Origin of the sequence: Sphingomonas sp. Leaf22 (genome assembly GCF_001421715.1) — a bacterium.
Lineage (GTDB): Bacteria > Pseudomonadota > Alphaproteobacteria > Sphingomonadales > Sphingomonadaceae > Sphingomonas.
Window position 1 is genome coordinate 1 of record NZ_LMKP01000002.1, and the last position, 18,367, is coordinate 18,367.

Annotated in this window: 27 protein-coding genes and 1 tRNA gene; 23 read left to right on the top strand and 5 right to left on the bottom strand. The window is 65.1% G+C overall.

Features of this window, described 5'->3' with window-relative positions; all coding sequences use genetic code 11:
- The first annotated feature begins 151 nt into the window (after positions 1 to 151).
- Positions 152 to 337 carry a hypothetical protein gene (locus ASE70_RS01890; protein ID WP_056500884.1) on the top strand — a complete coding sequence of 62 codons (186 nt, stop codon included), beginning with the start codon at positions 152 to 154 and terminating at the stop codon, positions 335 to 337.
- 33 nt (positions 338 to 370) lie between these two features.
- On the top strand, positions 371 to 787 hold the full coding sequence (locus ASE70_RS01895; protein WP_268795534.1) for a carbohydrate porin: 417 nt from the start codon (positions 371 to 373) through the stop codon (positions 785 to 787).
- Positions 788 to 818: 31 nt separating this feature from the next.
- Here the strand turns inward: ASE70_RS01895 and ASE70_RS20495 are convergent, their stop codons facing one another.
- On the bottom strand, positions 819 to 1,001 hold the full coding sequence (locus ASE70_RS20495; protein WP_056500890.1) for a hypothetical protein: 183 nt from the start codon (positions 999 to 1,001) through the stop codon (positions 819 to 821).
- Here ASE70_RS20495 and ASE70_RS01905 point away from each other — a divergent pair.
- Both ASE70_RS01905 and ASE70_RS01910 read left to right on the top strand, forming a co-directional pair.
- Positions 915 to 1,376: a carbohydrate porin gene (locus ASE70_RS01905; RefSeq protein WP_235519528.1), complete on the top strand. Its 462-nt coding sequence runs from the start codon at positions 915 to 917 to the stop codon at positions 1,374 to 1,376. The two genes, ASE70_RS20495 and ASE70_RS01905, sit on opposite strands and share 87 nt — an antisense overlap.
- Positions 1,377 to 1,467: 91 nt before the next feature.
- Positions 1,468 to 1,544 (top strand) — tRNA-Asp (locus tag ASE70_RS01910).
- A 21-nt stretch (positions 1,545 to 1,565) separates the two neighbouring features.
- Here the strand turns inward: ASE70_RS01910 and ASE70_RS01915 are convergent.
- From ASE70_RS01915 to ASE70_RS01930, 4 genes are all read right to left on the bottom strand, one after another.
- Positions 1,566 to 1,781, bottom strand: a complete 216-nt coding sequence (locus tag ASE70_RS01915) for a DUF2842 domain-containing protein (RefSeq protein ID WP_056500896.1) — start codon at positions 1,779 to 1,781, stop codon at positions 1,566 to 1,568.
- On the bottom strand, positions 1,778 to 2,332 hold the full coding sequence (locus ASE70_RS01920) for a 5-formyltetrahydrofolate cyclo-ligase (RefSeq protein ID WP_235519520.1): 555 nt from the start codon (positions 2,330 to 2,332) through the stop codon (positions 1,778 to 1,780). Before ASE70_RS01920 ends, ASE70_RS01915 begins: the two co-directional genes overlap by 4 nt.
- 184 nt (positions 2,333 to 2,516) lie before the next feature.
- Positions 2,517 to 2,816, bottom strand: a complete 300-nt coding sequence (locus ASE70_RS01925; RefSeq protein WP_056400696.1) for a cell division protein ZapA — start codon at positions 2,814 to 2,816, stop codon at positions 2,517 to 2,519.
- A complete protein-coding gene (locus ASE70_RS01930) occupies positions 2,816 to 3,007 on the bottom strand; it encodes a hypothetical protein (protein WP_056400694.1) in 192 nt (63 codons plus the stop codon). The genes ASE70_RS01925 and ASE70_RS01930 overlap by 1 nt, the downstream gene beginning before the upstream one ends.
- 122 nt (positions 3,008 to 3,129) lie before the next feature.
- Between ASE70_RS01930 and tkt the strand changes: the two genes are divergently transcribed.
- From tkt to ASE70_RS02025, 19 genes are all read left to right on the top strand, one after another.
- Positions 3,130 to 5,109, top strand: coding sequence for a transketolase (gene tkt / locus ASE70_RS01935; protein WP_056501134.1), 1,980 nt, complete (start codon positions 3,130 to 3,132; stop codon positions 5,107 to 5,109).
- 13 nt (positions 5,110 to 5,122) lie between these two features.
- The gene (gene gap, locus ASE70_RS01940) at positions 5,123 to 6,130 is read left to right on the top strand and encodes a type I glyceraldehyde-3-phosphate dehydrogenase (RefSeq protein ID WP_056500901.1); all 1,008 of its coding nucleotides are present in this window, start codon (positions 5,123 to 5,125) and stop codon (positions 6,128 to 6,130) included.
- A gap of 4 nt (positions 6,131 to 6,134) precedes the next feature.
- On the top strand, positions 6,135 to 6,596 hold the full coding sequence (locus ASE70_RS01945; RefSeq protein ID WP_056500903.1) for an MOSC domain-containing protein: 462 nt from the start codon (positions 6,135 to 6,137) through the stop codon (positions 6,594 to 6,596).
- Between the two features lie 88 nt (positions 6,597 to 6,684).
- Entirely contained in the window at positions 6,685 to 7,875 is a 1,191-nt protein-coding gene (locus tag ASE70_RS01950; protein WP_056500905.1) for a phosphoglycerate kinase, read from the top strand.
- Between the two features lie 387 nt (positions 7,876 to 8,262).
- The gene (locus ASE70_RS01955) at positions 8,263 to 8,499 is read left to right on the top strand and encodes a ribbon-helix-helix protein, CopG family (protein WP_055755911.1); all 237 of its coding nucleotides are present in this window, start codon (positions 8,263 to 8,265) and stop codon (positions 8,497 to 8,499) included.
- Positions 8,490 to 8,822 carry a type II toxin-antitoxin system PemK/MazF family toxin gene (locus tag ASE70_RS01960; protein WP_235512322.1) on the top strand — a complete coding sequence of 111 codons (333 nt, stop codon included), beginning with the start codon at positions 8,490 to 8,492 and terminating at the stop codon, positions 8,820 to 8,822. The genes ASE70_RS01955 and ASE70_RS01960 overlap by 10 nt, the downstream gene beginning before the upstream one ends.
- A 28-nt stretch (positions 8,823 to 8,850) precedes the next feature.
- Entirely contained in the window at positions 8,851 to 9,756 is a 906-nt protein-coding gene (locus ASE70_RS01965) for a fructose bisphosphate aldolase (RefSeq protein WP_056500908.1), read from the top strand.
- A gap of 301 nt (positions 9,757 to 10,057) precedes the next feature.
- Positions 10,058 to 10,741: a thiamine phosphate synthase gene (gene thiE, locus ASE70_RS01970; RefSeq protein WP_056500911.1), complete on the top strand. Its 684-nt coding sequence runs from the start codon at positions 10,058 to 10,060 to the stop codon at positions 10,739 to 10,741.
- 58 nt (positions 10,742 to 10,799) lie between these two features.
- On the top strand, positions 10,800 to 11,825 hold the full coding sequence (locus ASE70_RS01975) for a L,D-transpeptidase family protein (RefSeq protein ID WP_056500913.1): 1,026 nt from the start codon (positions 10,800 to 10,802) through the stop codon (positions 11,823 to 11,825).
- A gap of 12 nt (positions 11,826 to 11,837) precedes the next feature.
- Positions 11,838 to 12,422, top strand: a complete 585-nt coding sequence (locus ASE70_RS01980; protein WP_056500915.1) for a M23 family metallopeptidase — start codon at positions 11,838 to 11,840, stop codon at positions 12,420 to 12,422.
- Between the two features lie 38 nt (positions 12,423 to 12,460).
- On the top strand, positions 12,461 to 13,024 hold the full coding sequence (gene efp, locus ASE70_RS01985; protein WP_056400666.1) for an elongation factor P: 564 nt from the start codon (positions 12,461 to 12,463) through the stop codon (positions 13,022 to 13,024).
- A gap of 132 nt (positions 13,025 to 13,156) precedes the next feature.
- Complete coding sequence (locus tag ASE70_RS01990; RefSeq protein ID WP_056500917.1) at positions 13,157 to 13,972, top strand: inositol monophosphatase family protein; 816 nt, start codon at positions 13,157 to 13,159, stop codon at positions 13,970 to 13,972.
- Between the two features lie 206 nt (positions 13,973 to 14,178).
- Positions 14,179 to 14,553: an NADH-quinone oxidoreductase subunit A gene (locus ASE70_RS01995; RefSeq protein WP_055999393.1), complete on the top strand. Its 375-nt coding sequence runs from the start codon at positions 14,179 to 14,181 to the stop codon at positions 14,551 to 14,553.
- Entirely contained in the window at positions 14,544 to 15,113 is a 570-nt protein-coding gene (locus ASE70_RS02000; protein WP_055999390.1) for a NuoB/complex I 20 kDa subunit family protein, read from the top strand. Before ASE70_RS01995 ends, ASE70_RS02000 begins: the two co-directional genes overlap by 10 nt.
- Positions 15,110 to 15,967, top strand: coding sequence for an NADH-quinone oxidoreductase subunit C (locus ASE70_RS02005; RefSeq protein WP_056500918.1), 858 nt, complete (start codon positions 15,110 to 15,112; stop codon positions 15,965 to 15,967). The genes ASE70_RS02000 and ASE70_RS02005 overlap by 4 nt, the downstream gene beginning before the upstream one ends.
- A complete protein-coding gene (locus ASE70_RS02010; protein WP_056500919.1) occupies positions 15,967 to 17,190 on the top strand; it encodes an NADH-quinone oxidoreductase subunit D in 1,224 nt (407 codons plus the stop codon). Before ASE70_RS02005 ends, ASE70_RS02010 begins: the two co-directional genes overlap by 1 nt.
- A complete protein-coding gene (locus ASE70_RS02015) occupies positions 17,178 to 17,519 on the top strand; it encodes a nuclear transport factor 2 family protein (protein ID WP_443024821.1) in 342 nt (113 codons plus the stop codon). Before ASE70_RS02010 ends, ASE70_RS02015 begins: the two co-directional genes overlap by 13 nt.
- Positions 17,519 to 18,199 (top strand): complex I 24 kDa subunit family protein, encoded by a 681-nt coding sequence (locus tag ASE70_RS02020; protein WP_056500920.1) that lies wholly within the window; start codon positions 17,519 to 17,521, stop codon positions 18,197 to 18,199. Before ASE70_RS02015 ends, ASE70_RS02020 begins: the two co-directional genes overlap by 1 nt.
- Positions 18,196 to 18,366, top strand: a complete 171-nt coding sequence (locus ASE70_RS02025) for a hypothetical protein (RefSeq protein WP_156355915.1) — start codon at positions 18,196 to 18,198, stop codon at positions 18,364 to 18,366. Before ASE70_RS02020 ends, ASE70_RS02025 begins: the two co-directional genes overlap by 4 nt.
- Position 18,367: the final 1 nt, after the last annotated feature.

Sequence of the window (18,367 nt, forward strand, 5' to 3'; positions counted from 1 at the left end):
TCGGTCCCCTCACACGCTGGACAACGCATCCTATCCTCCCCGTCCCAAATCAAAGGAACACAGAAGAATCCAAAACGCGCCTCGTGTAAACAGTCCCGTAGTTTCGGGGGACGACATGATCGCGGCATGGGGCAGGGCGATACGAACCGGTATGGCAGGCGGCCTGCTGACGATCGCCTGCCTGTCGACCGCGTCGGCAACTGCGCAGGTTGCCGCGCCCAGCGTCGATCGCGCGCCCAGCAATGTCGACGTGCCTACCGTCGAACGTCGCGATCCGCTGCTCGTACAATTCGCCTATACCGGTGACATCCTGTCATCGGTCGCCGGCGGCACCTGACGGGGCACGCGCTGGATCCACCATGCCAGCGTCATCGCGACCGCCGACCTCGACCAGATCGCCGGACTGCCGCGAACGACCGCGCTGGTCCATGGCTTCTACAATAACGGCGCGAGCTTCAGCGGCACGGTGGTCGGCGATGCGCAGGTCGTTTCCAGCATTGAAACCGGCATGCCGCTGCTGCGCGTGCTGGAGGCATGGGTCGAACATGTCGGGCGCGACGACCGCTGGTCGGCGAAGGCTGGTCTGTACGACATCAACAGCGAGTTCGACGCGCTCCAGACGTCGCTGCTGTTCGTCAACAGCGCCTTCGGAATGGGCAGCGACCTCGGCACCAGCGGCCGCAACGGTCCGTCGACCTTTCCCGGTACCGGGCTTGCGATACGCGGGCAGGCGCGACTCGGGCGCGCGCTGACGCTGCGCCGCGGTCACCGATGGCGTCCCCAATGACCCGGCCGGTCTCCGCCGCCTGCTGGTCGGGCTACACCATGGCAACGGCGCATTCCTGATCGGGGAGGGCGACCTCGAATTCGGTAGCATCCGCCTGCTCGCCGGTGCCTGGGCCTATACCGCGCGGATCGACGACCGGTTCGATGCGGGCACGGATGCTGCGACTGTCCGGCATGTCCGCAGCGACGGCCTGTACGTCCGTGGCGAAGTGCAACTCGCCGGCAACCGCGATCGCGGGCTGCGGAGTTTCGTACGGTTCGGCACGGCAAGCGGCCGCGCCAATCTCTTCGGTCGTTTCGCATCGAGCGGCTTCGTCTGGCACGGGCTGCTGCCCGGTCGTCCCGCCGACGATAGCGGGTTCGCGGTCGCCTATGCCGGTGCCGGCAGCGCCAGCCGCGACCTGACGCTGGCGCGCTACGGCAGGGCCGTACATGGCGAAACCACGATCGAGGTGACCCACCGCATCGCGGTGACCGACTGGCTCGGCGTCCAGCCGCATGTCCAATATGTCCTCGATCCCGGCCTCGACCCGACCGTCGACGACGCGCTGGTCCTCGGCCTCCGTCTGACCGGCACGGTCGCCCGTTAGAAACGGCATCGGGCGACAAAATCGTACCCGCCGCAAATACCCGCTTTACAGCAACGATTCGCTGACCTAGACGCCGCTTCCTCGCTAGAGAGCGGGTGTAGCTCAGTTGGTTAGAGCGCCGGCCTGTCACGCCGGAGGTCGCGGGTTCGAGCCCCGTCACTCGCGCCATCGCTTACGAAGCGATGCGTTCTACCGCCACTGGCCGGTCTCCATCCAACGCAACATCGCCCGCATCGGCAACACCCATAGCCATGCGATACCGGCAGTCAGGTAGAATCCGAGCTGCAACAGCCAGTGCCAGCCGCCGACCGTGTCGGACAGCATAGCGACGCCGATCGCCCACAAGATCAGCATGCCGAGGATCGCGAGCACCCCGGCCGGCTTGCGCCATGTCGGTTCGTTCATCGTACGGCTCCCGGCAGGATCAGTTCGGTTTCGGTGACGATCGCGTCCAACGGCATGTCCCACGCGTCGCAGGGGAGGTCGGCGACCTGCTGCACCGACCATGCGATACCGATCCGCAGCGCCTCCGGCCACGACGCAAACGCCCGGTCGTAATGGCCCGCGCCCTGACCCAGCCGATTGCACCGCGAATCGAAGCCGAGCAGCGGCGTCAGGATGATATCCGGCACGACCGGCGCGGTGTCGCCCGGCGGTTGTTTCAGCCCGTACGGTCCGTCGACCATCCGGCCCCCCGGTGCGGGGTGAAAGGCGATCGGCGACTCCCGGTCGGTGACCACCGGCCAGGCAAGGGTCGCACCGGCATAAAGCGCCGCCGCCTCGAAACGGGACGGATCGGCCTCGCTGCCGATCGGGACATAGCTCGCGACGATCATCCCTTTGCGCAGCGCATTCAGGAAAAGGTTCGGCGGCAACACCGCCGGCGGTCCACCGGCGACGAACATCTGCCGAACGCGGCGGAGTTCGCCCCGCAGGACGGGCTTGTCGATCGTCACGGGCGAAACATGGGGTGGCGGGACCACCATGGGCCGTTTGCCGCGTTATCCACTGACGCACGGTACGTCAGGTGGGGATCATGTACGTCAGACCAGGATCTGCGCAGGGACAACCCCCATGGATGAAGAAATAGCCTCAGGGATTATGCATGGCTCGCACCGGGCAGTTCCCGCCAATCCCTATTTAAGGGTTCTGCGGACGTTCCTCAAGGGCCGATGCGACCTTCTCCAGCCGGTCGGCGATTTGAGTGAGTATCTGTGCGGCCTGCCCGTTCCCGGGACTGGCATCGCGATCGGCCAGCTCGTCGGCGATCATCAGCGCGATGTACAGCAGCGTCCGCTCGGTCGACCCGCCCGCCGCACGCTGGGCGGGGGCGGCATGACTTTCCAGCATCGCCGCCAGCGCGCGCAGCTTGGGTTCCTCCCCGTCGCGGCATCCGACCTGATATTCGCGTCCGGCGACGTTCAGCGCGATCTGTCCCATCAATCCGTCTCCGTTTCGCGTGCGATGACCGAATCGATCGCGCCGATCGCATCGCCGATCCTTGATCGCAACGCGGTGTGGCGGGTCGCGAGCGTCCGATTCCTGACCGCCTGCGACTCCGACGCGCGCTCGATCCGCACCAGTGCCTGTTCGATGCGCGCGATGGCGGCGTCTTGGGCGTCGTCGTTCATCGGATAAACCCCTGCTTGCTATACATGTTAAACAACCCTTCGTCTGGGCGGTTGACTGCGGGGCGTGACGGTTCCAAAGGCTCGCCCGAACCTTAGTACTCTGGCGCCCAACAGGAGTGCGCGTGACCATATCCCAGCTTGAACTCGCCAACGCCATCCGCGTTTTGTCGATGGATGCGGTAGAGGCCGCCAATTCCGGCCATCCGGGCATGCCGATGGGCATGGCCGACGTCGCGACGGTATTGTGGTCGAACTATCTGAAGTTCGATCCGACCGACCCGAACTGGGCCGATCGCGACCGCTTCGTCCTGTCGGCGGGCCATGGGTCGATGCTGATCTATTCGCTCCTCCATCTGACCGGCTATGCGCAGCCGACGATCGGGGACATTGCGAATTTCCGCAAGCTGGGCAGCCCGTGCGCCGGTCACCCTGAGAATTTCGAGCTGCCCGGCATCGAATGCACCACCGGTCCGCTGGGGCAGGGGCTGGCAATGGCGGTCGGCATGGCGACCGCCGAGCGCCACCTGAACACCGTGTTCGGCGACGATCTGGTCGACCACCGCACCTGGGTGATCGCCGGCGACGGCTGCCTGATGGAAGGGATCAACCACGAAGCGATCGGCCTTGCCGGGCATCTGAAGCTCGGCCGCCTGAACGTGCTGTGGGATGACAACCGCATCACCATCGACGGTTCGACCGACCTGTCGACCAGCGAGGACGTCGCGGCCCGCTATGCGGCGACCGGCTGGCACGTCGTCGCCTGCGACGGTCACGACTTCGCCGATATCGATCGCGCGCTTGCCGAAGCTGCTGCCGATCCCCGTCCGTCGCTGGTCTGCTGCCGGACCGTCATTGGCAAGGGCGCACCGAACAAGGGCGGCAGCCACAAGGTTCATGGCTCGCCCCTCGGTGCCGACGAAATCCTCGCCACCCGCGCCGCATTGCTGTGGGAGCATGAGGCGTTTCATCTGCCCGAAGCACTAACCGATGCGTGGAAGGCGGTCGGTGCCAAGGGTGGGTCGGTTCGCGCCGAATGGCAGGATCGCCTCGCAAGCCATTCCGATCGTCCCGAATTCGAACGCCGCATGGCCAACAAGCTGCCCGATGGTTGGTCGCTCAAGGCCCATGTCGACGCGCTGCTGGCCGAGCCGAAGAAGATCGCGACCCGCGTCGCGTCGTCGCTCGCGCTCGAAGCGATCAACGCTTCGCTACCCGAAACCATCGGCGGTTCGGCCGATCTCACCCCGTCGAACAATACCCAGACCAAGGCATTGGCGCCGCTGACCGCCGACGATTATGCGGGCCGCTACATTCATTACGGTATCCGCGAATTCGGCATGTCGGCGGCGATGAACGGCATGGCGCTGCATGGCGGCGTGCTCGCCTATGGCGGGACCTTCCTCGTATTCGCCGACTATGCGCGGCCGGCGATCCGGCTGTCGGCGCTGCAGAATGCCGGTGTCGTCTATGTCATGACCCACGACTCGATCGGTCTGGGCGAGGACGGCCCGACGCATCAGCCGATCGAGCATGTCATGAGCCTGCGCCTGATCCCCGGTCTCGACGTCTATCGTCCGGCCGATGCGGTCGAGACGGCGGAATGCTGGGAACTGGCGGTACAGCGCCGCGACGGTCCGTCGCTGCTCGCGCTGTCGCGTCAGAATCTGCCGCAGGTCCGCACCGACGCCACCGAGAATCGCAGCGCGAAGGGCGCGTATCGACTGAAGGCCGCCGAAGGCGACCGCCGCGTGATCCTGCTCGCCACCGGTTCGGAGGTCGAGATCGCGCTCGGCGTCGCCGCGAAGCTGGAAGGGCAGGGGATCGGTGCAGATGTCGTGTCGATGCCCTGCTGGTCGCGTTTCGATGCGCAGGACGCCGCCTATCGCGAGGACGTGCTGCCGTATGCCCGCCCCGATGAACTCCTGCGCGTCTCGATCGAGGCCGGGACGACGATCGGCTGGGAACGCTATACGATGGTCGATGGCCTGCGCTTCGGCATCGACCGGTTCGGGGCGTCCGCCCCGGCCGACAAGCTCTATGAATATTTCGGCCTGACCACCGATGCCGTCACCGCGAAGGTGCTGGCACGGCTCGGACATTGAGGGAGACGCGGATATGACGAAAGTAGCGATCAACGGATTCGGGCGCATCGGTCGCCTGGTGGCGCGCGCGATCCTCGAACGCCCTGACTGCGGCCTCGAACTGGTCACGATCAACGACCTCGCCGATGCCAAGTCGAACGCATGGCTGTTCAGCCGCGATTCGGTCCATGGCAAATATCCGGGCGATGTTGCCGCCGAGGGCGACGATCTGGTCATCGACGGCAAGCGCATCCGCGTCACCGCCGAGCGTGATCCGGCCAACCTGCCGCACAAGGAACTGGGCGTCGAGCTGGTCCTCGAATGCACCGGCTTCTTCACCGACCGGACGTCGTGCCAGAAGCATATCGACGCCGGCGCCAAGCGCGTGCTGATCTCGGCACCCGGCAAGAATGTCGACCTGACCGTCGTCTATGGCGTGAACCACGACAAGCTGGAGGCCGGTCACACGATCGTGTCGAACGCATCGTGCACCACCAACTGCCTCGCCCCGGTCGCGAAGGTGCTGAACGATTCGATCGGCATCGAACGCGGTCTGATGACCACGATCCACGCCTATACCAACGATCAGAAGATCCTCGACCAGATCCACCCCGATCTGCGCCGCGCCCGTGCCGCCGCCATGTCGATGATCCCGACCACCACCGGTGCCGCCCGCGCGGTCGGCGAAGTCCTGCCCGAACTGAAGGGCCGTCTCGACGGTTCGGCGGTGCGCGTCCCCGTGCCCGATGGCAGCCTCGTCGACCTGACCTTCACGCCGAAGCGCGACACGACGAAGGACGAGGTCAATGCGATTCTGAAGGCGGCGTCGGAATCGGGTCCGCTGAAGGGCGTGCTGGTCTATTCGGAGGACCCGCTGGTCTCGATCGACATCGTCCACACCCCGGCATCGTCGACCGTCGACAGCCTCGAAACCGCCGTGCTTGATGGCAAGCTGGTCCGCGTCGTGTCGTGGTACGATAACGAATGGGGCTTCTCGAACCGCATGGTCGACACCGCGACCGCGATGGCGAAGCTGGGCTGACCCGGTGGCGGGCGGTATCCTGAAGGGCATCGCCCGCCACGCCTTTTCGCGCGGGCCGATCGAACTGGTGCAGACGGTGCGCGTCACCGTCGAAACCGGGCTCGACGGCGATTTCCGCGGCGCGCTGAAACCGGGCCGCAACAACCGGCAGGTCTCGCTGATGGAAGTCGGCGACTGGGCGCAGGCGATGCGCGAGGTCGGCCACGACCTGCCATGGTGGGAACGCCGCGCGAACCTGCTGGTCGAGGATTTCGACCTGCCGCAGACGCGTGGCAGCATGGTCCGTGTCGGGTCGGTGCTGCTCGAAATTACCAAGGAATGCGATCCATGCAGCCGCATGGAGACGATCGTCGAGGGGTTGCGCGGCGCGCTGATCCCCGACTGGCGCGGTGGCGCGCTGGCGCGGGTGATCGAGGGCGGCGTCCTCACCGTCGGCGATCGGATTACACTGGAAACAACGCGTTAGGTTCGAGCTTGTCGAGAACCGTTTCCGACGGACGCCTCTCGCTCGCTTCGTACGCTGCTCGAACCGAACGGCATTAGGGAGCGAAGACATGAGCCGCAATTTCAAGACGCTCGACGACATGGGCGACCTCACCGGCAAGCGCGTGCTGGTCCGCGAGGACCTGAACGTGCCGATGGCCGATGGCGCGGTCACCGACGACACCCGCCTGCGTGCCACCATCGGCACCGTCACCGACCTGTCGGATCGGGGCGCGATCGTGCTGATCCTTGCCCATTTCGGCCGTCCCAAGGGCCAACCCAGCCCCGAATTCTCGCTGTCGCAGGTCGTCCGTCCGCTGTCGGCGGTGCTCGGCCGCGAAGTCCGCTATGTCGATTGGGAAGGGGCCGAGGCGAATGTCGCGACGCTCAACCCCGGCGACATCGCCGTTCTCGAAAACACCCGCTTCTTTGCCGGCGAGGAAACGAACGACGCGGCGGTGATCGACCGGTTCGCCGCGCTGGGCGACTATTACGTCAACGACGCCTTCTCCGCCGCGCACCGCGCCCATGCCTCGACCGAGGGGCTGGCCCACAAGCTCCCCGCCTTTGCCGGACGGCAGATGGAGGCCGAACTCGATGCGCTCGACAAGGCGCTCGGCAACCCGCAGCATCCGGTCGCGGCGGTCGTCGGCGGTGCCAAGGTGTCGTCGAAGCTCGACGTGCTGCGCCATCTGGTCACCCGCGTCGATCACCTCATCATCGGCGGCGGCATGGCCAACACCTTCCTCGCCGCGCGCGGGGTGAATGTCGGCAAGTCGCTGTGCGAACACGATCTGACCGGCACGGCGGAAGCGATCTTCGAAGCGGCGGAAAAGGCCGGCTGCACCATCCACCTGCCCTATGACGTCGTCGTCGCGACCGAATTCCGGCCGAACCCCGCGACCCGGACCGTCAACGTCCACGAAGTCGCTGCCGACGAAATGATCCTCGACGTCGGCCCCGCCGCGACCGAGGCACTGGGCGACGTGCTCAAGAATTGCCGCACGCTGGTATGGAACGGGCCGATGGGCGCGTTCGAAACCCCGCCCTTCGACGTCGCCACCGTCGCGCTGGCAAAGACGGCGGCGGCACTGACCGCCGACGGCTCGCTGGTGTCGGTCGCGGGCGGCGGCGATACCGTTGCGGCGCTCAATCAGGCAGGTGTCGCCGATCAGTTCAGCTTCGTGTCGACCGCCGGTGGCGCGTTTCTGGAGTGGATGGAAGGCAAGGAACTGCCCGGTGTCGCCGCACTGACGCGCTGACGATGGTCGGCCGGCCGTCGCCCCGGATTGTTGCCGGGGCGACGGCTGCGCCGTTCGGTTTCAGGCAGGAATTGGTTCACGCGAAGGCACAAGGTTCAAAGAGAAGAGGGTTCGCGCAGAGGCGCGGAGGCGCAGAGGGCGTTGCCCCCCACCGCGCCAGCGGCCTTCGATCTGTTTGTTGCCGAAAGAATGAAGGTCTCGCTGACGCGAGACGGTACCGCGACCGCAACTCCTCCGCGCCTCCGCGCCTCTGCGCGAACCAATTCTTCTCTTTGCACCTTCGCGCGAACCGACTTTTTCTGAAACGCCCACCCGCAAAACAACCCGCTTGATCCCAACCGCAACCTGCCGTACCCGTTCAACACGTTAAACGGGAGGTGGCACCGGGTGCTAGGCGTACGACTCGATACCGAGCTGGAAGAGCGGCTGGCCAACGTCGCCCGGTCGCAGGGCCGTTCCAAGAGCGACATCGCCCGCGATGCCGTCCGTCGGTACGTCGAGCTCCATGACGAAGCCTTTCGTGCCGAAGCCCGTCGCCAGTCCGAACGCGCCGCTGCCCGCGACGACGGTGCCGACTGGGCGTTTTTCGATCGCGTCGAAGCGGAGGACGGCCGGTGGAAATAGGCCGTGGCATGATCGTGCTGGTCGAAGGACCCGAGGCATTGGCGAACAAGCGCCGACCCTTTCTGGTCGTGCAATCCGACCTGTTCAACGAAGCGCATGCCTCGGTCACGCTCATCCCGATGACCAGCCTGACCGGCGGCGAGACGCTGTTCCGCGTGCCCTTCGCCCCCTCCGACGCGACCGGCATCTCGGTCGAGAGCGAGGCGCAGGTCGACAAGATCAAGACATTGCGCCGCAGCCGCATCGTCCGCGTCCTCGGTCAGGCGACGGCAACATCGATGGAGCAGGTGGATCAGGCGCTGCGGCGCTGGCTCGCCCTCTGATATTTCTTGAGAACCCAAGGGGATCGACATGAACACCGCTGACATGACTGCGAAGATTGCCGACGGACAGGGTTTCATCGCCGCGCTCGACCAGAGCGGCGGTTCGACGCCGAAGGCGCTGAAAGGCTATGGTGTCGAGGACGATGCGTGGACCACCGAAGAGGAAATGTTTGGCCTGATCCATGACATGCGCGCCCGCATCATCCTGTCCGACGCCTTCACCGGCGACAAGGTGATCGGCGCGATCCTGTTCGAACGCACCATGAACGGGCAGGCGGGCGGCAAGCCCGTCCCGCAGGCGCTGGCCGACAAGGGCGTCGTGCCGTTCCTGAAGATCGACAAGGGGTTGGAGGACGAAGCGAACGGCGTTCAGCTGATGAAGCCGAACCCCGGTCTCGACGAACTGCTTGCCCGCGCAGCCGCGCTCGGCATCTTCGGCACCAAGGAACGCTCGGTCATCAATCTCGCCAACCGCGAAGGCATCGCCGCCGTCGTCGCACAGCAGTTCAAGGTCGCGCAGCAGGTCCTTGCCGCCGGGCTGATGCCGATCATCGAACCCGAAGTGAACATCAAAAGCGCCGAGCGTGCGGAAGCCGACGCGATCCTGCTCGACGAGACGCTGAAGGCGCTCGACGCGATGCCCGGTGACGACAAGGTCATGCTGAAGCTGTCGCTGCCGGCCACGCCCGGCCTGTTCCAGCCGTTGGTCGACCATTCGCGCGTCCTGCGCGTCGTGGCACTATCGGGCGGGTTCGGCCGCACCGAAGCCTGCGCCGAACTGGCCAGGAATCCCGGCATCATCGCCAGCTTCAGCCGCGCGCTGCTTTCGGACCTGCGTCACCGGATGAGCGATGCCGAATTCGACGCGGCACTGGGTGAAGCGATCGACGAAATCCACTGCGCCTCGACCGAAAAGACGCTGGTCGCCGCGTAACGCTTTCCTACCGATCGCGAACCGTGACAAAAGAGCATCGGACGTTCGCGCGTCCGATGCTCTTTACGATTATAGCCAGACGCGGTGCCACACCGTCACCCCGGACTTGATCCGGAACCCAAGATGACGATCACCAATCGGCCCGGCACTGCAAAACCCGCACCAACCATGTGCAAGTGTGACCTTCGTGACCTTTGCCCCGCAATCGTCATCCGCGCCAACCGCCCGCGAGTGTGACTTTTGTGACCTTTGGCCTCCACGCGCCCTTCCACCCGCCGCGCGGCTGGGGCAGTGAGGGGGCATGACCCTTGACGAAGATCCGCTCGGCCCGCTGTCCCCCGATTTCGCGAAGCAGTTCGTCCGCGACGTGCGCCGTCCGCCGTGCCAGCTGTATCTGGTTTCGCCGCTCGAGGTGACCGGCACCTTTCCCGACCGGCTTGCCCGCGCGCTCGACGCGGGTCCGGTCGCCGCCTTCCAGTTCCGGGTGAAGGACATCGACCAGCACGCCGCCGCGCGTCTGGCCGAACCGCTCCAGCGCATCTGCGCCGACCGGGACGTCGCGTTCCTCGTCAACGACAGCATCAGCCTCGCCAAGCGGCTGGGTGCCGACGGCGTCCATCTGGGACAGGAGGATGGCGACCCGCGCGAGGCGCGCGACGTGCTCGGCCTCAACGCACAGATCGGCGTGACCGCGCATGACAGCCGCCACCTCGCGATGGAGGCGGGGGAGGCCGGTGCCGACTATGTCGCCTTCGGTGCCTTCTACCCGACCACGACCAAGGACGTGCGTCACGTCGCCGAACCGGTGATCCTGTCATGGTGGTCGGCGGTGTTCGAACTGCCCAGCGTCGCGATCGGCGGCATCACCCCCGCCAACGCCGCGCCGCTGGTCGCTGCCGGCGCGGACTTCCTCGCGGTGTCGGGCGCGGTGTGGGGCGGCGACGAAGCCGCCGCCGTCCGGGCGTTTGCCGAGGTTCTCGGATAGTCGGAAACGTCTTTGCCGTCCGTTCGTTATCCAGCCTCAACGACTTTGGGGACGGGTGATGAAGCGACTGGCATGGGCGGCGATCCTGATGGGCGGCGCGGCGATGGCGCAGGCACCGACGCCCGCTCCGTCATCGTCCGCGACACCGAAGCCGGCAGCGCAGGGGCTGCCGGCGATCGATCGCAATGTCCTGCACGCGCAGGTCCTGCTCGACCGGCACGGCTTTACCGTCGGCACGATCGACGGACGAAACAGCCCGGCCTTCGCCAAGGCACTGCGCGGTTTCCAGTCGGCCCGCGACCTGCCCGTCACCGGCAAGCTCGACCCTGCGACCCTGCGTGCGCTCAACCCCGGCATGCGCCCGGCGACGGTCACGCTGACCCTGTCCGAACGCGCGCTCGCCGGTCCGTACACCAACCCGATCCCGAAGGAATATGCCGATCAGGCGAAGCTGACCACGCTCGGCTATCGCTCGCCGCTCGAAAAGCTGGCCGAGATGTTCCACACCACCCCCGCCACGCTGGTCGCGCTCAACAGCCGTGAGACGATGCTGAGCCCTGGCACCCGCGTCGTCTTCCCCAACATTCTTCCCGCCTCGCGCGCCTATCCCGACACCTGGTCGCCCGACTATCGCCAGACGCTCGCCAATCTGAACGTCGATGCGAATCAACCGCAGGCCGACCGCGTCGTCGTCGACAAGTCGGAAGGGTGGCTGCGCGCCTATGCCGGCGACCGCATCCTCGCGCAGTTCCCCGCGACGATGGGGTCGTCGCACGATCCGCTGCCGATCGGAAAATGGACGATTCAGGGCGTCGCTCCCAATCCCGACTGGCAATATAATCCGGCGATCCTGCGCCATGCCGACAAGTCGGACAGCAAGGAGATCGTGCCCCCCGGCCCGAACAATCCGGTCGGCGTGGTCTGGATCGACCTGTCGAAGGAGCATTACGGCATTCACGGCACGCCCGAGCCGGAGAATATCGGCAAGACCGAAAGCAATGGCTGTATCCGCCTGACCAATTGGGACGCTGCCCGCCTGTCGCTGATGGTCAAGCCGGGTACCCCGGCGATCTTCCAGCCATAAGGGCGGGGGGCCATGAACCGGATCGGCTGGACGTTCCTCGGTCTCTTCGTCGCGTTCGGCGCGCTTGTCGCCTTGCTGGTCGATTTCGGCGGAGCGGCGGCACCGCGGCGGGCCGCGATAGCGCCGGTCCCGGTCGAAAAGACTTCGGCGGGAACGCTGGTCCTGCCGGTACGGGGTGCGCGCTGGACCGATATCCGGGACAGTTGGGGCGACAGCCGCGGCGGCGGATCGCGTGGCCATACCGGCACCGACATCATGGCCGCCGGCGGCACCCCCGTCGTTGCGGCGGCGGACGGCGTCGTCGAGAAGCTGTTCTACAGCGACGGGGGCGGCGGCATCACCGCCTATGTCCGCGCGCCCAACCGGCGGCTATCCTATTATTATGCGCACCTCGCCAATTACGCGCCGGGCCTGCGCGAAGGCATGCAGGTACGCGCCGGCCAGCTGATCGGGACGGTCGGCGACACCGGCAACGCCGGCGCGGGCAATACCCATCTGCATTTCGGCATCGAACGGCTGTTGCCCGACGAAGCTTGGCATCAGGGTCGCGCGATGGATCCTTATCCGCTGCTTGCCCGCGGACGGCCTGAGCGGTAAGGGCGCTGCTTCGCTCTTTCCAACAGGTATGGTTCGTCATGAAGATCAGCGGCGTCGACATTCGCCCCGGCAACATCATCGAGTATGAAGGCGGCATCTGGCGCGCGGTGAAGATCCAGCATACGCAGCCGGGCAAGGGCGGCGCCTATATGCAGGTCGAGCTCAAGAACCTGCGCGACGGCCGCAAGAACAACGTCCGTTTCCGCTCCGCCGAAAGCGTCGAGCGCATCCGCCTCGATACCAAGGACTTCCAGTTCCTGTATCCCGAAGGCGACACGCTCGTGTTCATGGACAAGATCACCTACGATCAGGTGTCGCTGGCGCGCGACCTGCTGGGCGACGCTGCCGCGTTCCTGCAGGACGGCATGGACGTCGTGATGGAAATGTATGACGAGGAAGCGATCAGCGTCCAGTTGCCCGACACGATCGAGGCGACGATCGTCGAGGCCGATGCGGTGGTGAAGGGGCAGACGGCTTCGTCGTCCTACAAGCCGGCCGTCCTCGACAACGGCGTCCGCGTGATGGTCCCGCCGCACATCGCGGCCGGTACGCGGATCGTGGTCGATGTGTATGAGCAGACGTATGTAAGGCGGGCGGATTGAGGCGCAGCGGCCGGACGGAATAGCAGCAGCTATTCCGCCGAGCCGCAAGCCCGGCCGGCGCGCGAACGCGCGACCGACGACGCGGGCTTCGCCCGCGGCGCTGCCAAGTAGAAACAAGCAGGATCAGAAGAAATGTCCGCCCAGTCCGGTCTCATCACCGTCATCGAACGCGCCGTCCGCAAGACCGGCCCGCGCCTGCGCCGCGATTTCGGCGAGGTCCAGCATCTGCAGGTCAGCCGCAAGGGGCCGGCCGATTTCGTGTCGATGGCCGACAAGCGCGCCGAGGAAACGCTGGTCGAGGAACTGCGCAAGGCGCGGCCCGACTGGGGCATGTTGCTGGAGGAAGGTGGCGAGGTCGCGGGCGACCCGACCAAGCCGCGCTGGATCGTCGATCCGCTCGATGGCACCACCAACTTCCTGCACGGTATCCCCCATTTTGCGATCTCCGTCGCGGTCGAGGAGCCGAACGGCGCGGGCGGCAGGCCCGAGATTACGACCGCGATGGTCTATAACCCGATCACCGATGAAGGCTTCTGGGCCGAAAAGGGCCGGGGCGCCTGGTTGCAGGGGCAGCGGTTGCGCGTGTCGTCGCGTCGCGACCTGTCGGAAGCGCTGATCGCGACCGGCATCCCGTTCCTCGGCCATGGCAATTTCACCGAGTGGACCCGCATCTTCGGCGCGGTCGCTCCGGAAGTCGCCGGTATCCGCCGCTTCGGGGCCGCCGCGCTGGATCTCGCCTATGTCGCAGCGGGCCGTTTCGACGGCTTCTGGGAATCGGGCTTGCAGAAGTGGGATATCGCCGCCGGCATGTTGCTGGTGCGCGAGGCGGGTGGCTTCGTCACCGACTATCGCGGCGCTGACCGCGCCTATGAAAAGGGTGAGGTGCTGGCCAGCAACGAACAGATGCAGACGCGTCTGCACAAGCTGGTCGCTAGCGCCCTTCGCTGAGCCGATAATGATCTGCCCGACCGCGTGGTCGGGCACCGACGGCAATCGCATCGCTCCCCGCGCGGCACCTGCGCGGGGGCGTGAACCGTACCGTATCCGGCATCGGCGGAAATGAGAGTGATTCTCACCCTGTTCCGCCCTTGATGCCCCCGCGGCATCGGCCTAAAGCCGGCTCCATCCATACCGCAACCGCGAGAGACCCTGCCTTGGTCGACCTGTCGCAATATCTGCCGATCCTAATGTTCCTGGGCATAGCCCTGGTCCTGTCGACGGCGTTCGTCGTACTGCCGATGGTGGCATCGCGTTTCACCGGTTCGCATAAGCCGACCCCGGAAAAGCTGACCGAATATGAATGCGGCTTTCCCGCGTTCGAGGATTCGCGCAGCCAATATGACGTGCGCTTTTATCTGGTCGCGATCCTGTTCATCATCTTCGATCTCGAAGCAGCCTTCCTATATCCTTGGGCAGTCTCGGTTTTTGACCTCGGCTGGACCGCGTGGGTGTCGATGATGGTCTTCATCGGCGAATTGGCGCTGGGTCTCGTATACGCTTGGAAGATGGGAGCTCTCGAATGGGAGTAGAACTGACGACCCCGCCGCATGGATTCGGCGCGGGCAACGCGGCCGGCGTGCCGGTGCAGGCTCCCGATCAGGGTTTCTTCAACGACCTGAACGGCGAACTGACCGACAAGGGTTTTCTGGTCACGTCGGCCGAGGACCTGTTTCAGTGGGCGCGCACCGGTTCGCTGTGGTGGATGACGTTCGGGCTCGCCTGCTGCGCGGTCGAGATGATTCACGTCAACATGCCGCGCTATGACATGGAGCGGTTTGGCGCTGCCCCGCGCGCGTCGCCGCGCCAGTCGGACGTGATGATCGTCGCCGGTACGCTGTGCAACAAGATGGCCCCGGCGCTGCGTCGCGTCTACGACCAGATGTCGGAACCGAAATACGTCATCTCGATGGGCAGCTGCGCCAATGGCGGCGGCTATTATCATTACAGCTACAGCGTCGTGCGTGGGTGCGATCGCGTGGTGCCGGTCGACATCTACGTTCCCGGTTGCCCGCCGACCGCCGAAGCATTGCTGTATGGCGTGATGCAGTTGCAGCGAAAGATCCGCCGGTCGGGGAGCATCGAACGGTGAAGGCACCTGCACCGCGTTATGCGCCGAATGACGGCGTGATCGACACGGCGACGGCGGCGTTGGGTGATATGCTGATCGACGCGCATGATCTGGTCGGCGAAGTATCGCTGACTGTCGATCGCGATCGTCTGGTGATTGCGATGGAAACGTTGCGCGATACGCCGGGGCTGAAATACGAGATGCTGGCCGAGATTGCCGGCGTCGACTATCCCGAGCGGGCCGAGCGGTTCGATGTCGTGTACCATTTGCTGTCGATGACCCGGAACCATCGCATCCGCGTGCGCGTGACGACCGATGAGGAACTGCCGGTGCCGTCGGTGACTGGCATCTGGTACAATGCCGGTTGGCTCGAACGCGAAGTGTACGACCTGTATGGCGTGCTCTTTTCGGGCAATGCCGACCTGCGTCGAATCCTGACCGATTATGGCTTTCGCGGCCATCCGCTGCGCAAGGATTTTCCGCTGACCGGCTATGTCGAGATGCGCTATTCGGAAGAAGCCAAGCGCGTGGTCTATGAGCCGGTGAAGCTGGCGCAGGACTTCCGCACCTTCGACTTCATGAGTCCGTGGGAAGGGGCCGAATATGTCCTGCCCGGTGACGAGAAGGCGGCAGCACCCAAGCCCGCGGTCGCGCAGGCACCCGGCGCGCCGTCGCCGGTGACCGCCGATCAGGTCAAGCGCGCCGACGACAATGTAAAGGCTGCCGAGCCGCAGGTCGACAAGCCCAAGACGACCGACAGCACGGCGCAGTCGGGTGCGGGGAAACCGCATCCTGGCAACCAGCCCGGATCTAAGCCGGTCGATCCCGACGTGCCGTCGCCGGATGCGACGACCAAGTCGGCGGAGAACAAGTAATGGCCGATTACGATGCTCAGATCGACGGCTCCAACCCGACCCCGGGTGACGTCGAGATCCAGAACTACACAATTAATTTCGGCCCGCAGCATCCTGCAGCGCACGGCGTGTTGCGCCTCGTCACCGAACTGGATGGCGAGATCATCGAACGGATCGATCCGCATGTCGGCTTGCTTCATCGCGGCACCGAGAAGCTGATCGAGTACAAGACGTATGCGCAGGCGCTGCCGTACATGGACCGGCTCGATTACTGCTCGCCGATGTGCATGGAACACAGCTACGTCCTCGCGGTCGAAAAGCTGCTGGATATCGAGGTGCCGCTGCGCGCCCAGTATATGCGCGTGTTCTTTGCCGAACTGACCCGCATCATGAACCACATGCTGAACCTTGGTTCGCATGTCATGGACGTTGGCGCGATGACGCCGAACCTGTGGATGTTCGAGCTTCGTGAAGACACGATGAACTTTTACGAGCGGGCATCGGGTGCGCGGATGCACGCGAACTTCCTGCGCGTGGGTGGCATCCGTCAGGACGTTCCGCTCAAGCTGCTGACCGATATCGCCGAATGGCTCGACACGCGCCTGCCGCGTTTGTTCGGCGATGCGATCAGCCTGGTCGCGGAAAACCGCATCTTCAAGCAGCGCAATGTCGACATCGCGATCGTCAGCCGTGAAGACGCGGTGCGCTGGGGCTTTTCGGGTCCGATGATCCGGGGCGCGGGTATTCCGTGGGACATCCGCAAGGCGCAGCCGTACGACGCCTATGACCGGGTCGAGTTCGACGTGCCGGTCGGCACGCGCGGCGACTGCTATGACCGGTTCATGGTTCGCGTCGAGGAAGTGTATCAGTCGGCGCGCATCATGAAGCAGTGTCTGGCGCAGATGCCCGAAGGGCCGATCGCCAGCGACGACCGCAAGGTCGTGCCGCCGAAGCGTGGCGAGATGAAGCAGTCGATGGAAGCGCTGATCCATCACTTCAAGCTGTATACTGAGGGCTATCACGTGCCCGCTGGCGAGGTCTATGTCGCGACCGAAAGCCCCAAGGGCGAATTCGGGATCTACATGGTGTCGGACGGCAGCAACAAGCCGTACCGGGTGAAGATCCGGCCGACCGCGTTCAGCCATCTTCAGGCGATGGACTTCATGGCGAAGGGTCATATGCTCGCCGACATCACCGCCATTCTGGGTGCGATGGATATCGTGTTCGGCGAGTGCGACCGTTGAGCCGTCTGGATACCGTGACCGCGATGATGGAACGCTATAACGCGCGCGACGCTACGGGCTATGCCGCGTTCTTCGCCGATGACGGCTGCGAAGCGCAGTATCGTGGCGACGTGGTGCGTGACGGGCGCGCGGGTGTGGAAAGCGGCATGGCGGCGGTGTTCGCCGAGTTTCCGCAGAATCATGCGGAAGTCCTGCAGTCATTCGAACTGGGCGATCGTGTCGCTTTACACGAACGCGTCCGTCGCTCGCCCCATGCCGAACCGTTCGACGTGATGACCGTCTATTCGTTCAGCGGCGACAAGGTCAGCCGCGTGGAGTTTATTCGCTGATGGCCGACGCCCCCAACATCCCCGACGAAGCCGAGGTCCGCGCGCGTTGGGGCAATTTCGCCTGGAACCCCGCCAATGCCGAGAAGGCGCGTGAGATCGTCGCGCGCTATCCCGAAGGGCGGCAGCAATCATGCACCATCCCGTTTCTCGACCTTGCCCAGCGTCAGGTCGGTGCAGAAACGCATACGCAGGGCTGGTTGCCGGTGCCGGTCATCGAGTTCATCGCGCGCGAACTCGGCATGCCGTATATGCGGGTGTTTGAGGTTGCGACTTTCTACACGATGTTCAACCTCGCACCGGTCGGCCGTTACCATGTGCAGGTGTGCGGCACGACGCCGTGCATGCTGCGCGGCTCCGACGACGTGTTCGCGGCGTGCAAGAATCGTGGCCTGACGAAGGGCAAAACGACGCCCGACGGGTTGTTCACGCTGACCGAGGTCGAATGCATGGGCAATTGTGCATCGGCACCGATGGTCCAGATCAACGACGACAATTACGAAGATCTAGACTATGATCGCATGACCGCGATCCTCGAGGCGCTGGGCAAGGGTGAACTGCCCAAGCCAGGTACGCAGGAGCCGGGCCGACACACCGTCGAACCGGTCGGCGAGCCGACCAATCTGGCCGCGATGATGACCGAGAATCACGATTACCGACCCGAATGGGGAACGGCTTCGTGAGGGCGCTGGGCAGCCTGTTGATTGCGGCGCTGGTCGGCGTCGTCGTGTTGTGGATCGCGCTCGAACTGTTCGTCGGCGCGCTGAAACTTCTCGGCGTCGCCATCGGCATCGCGGCGATGGTTGCCGTTTATTTTGTCGCCGAAAAGGCGATCGGGAAGGGACGATAAG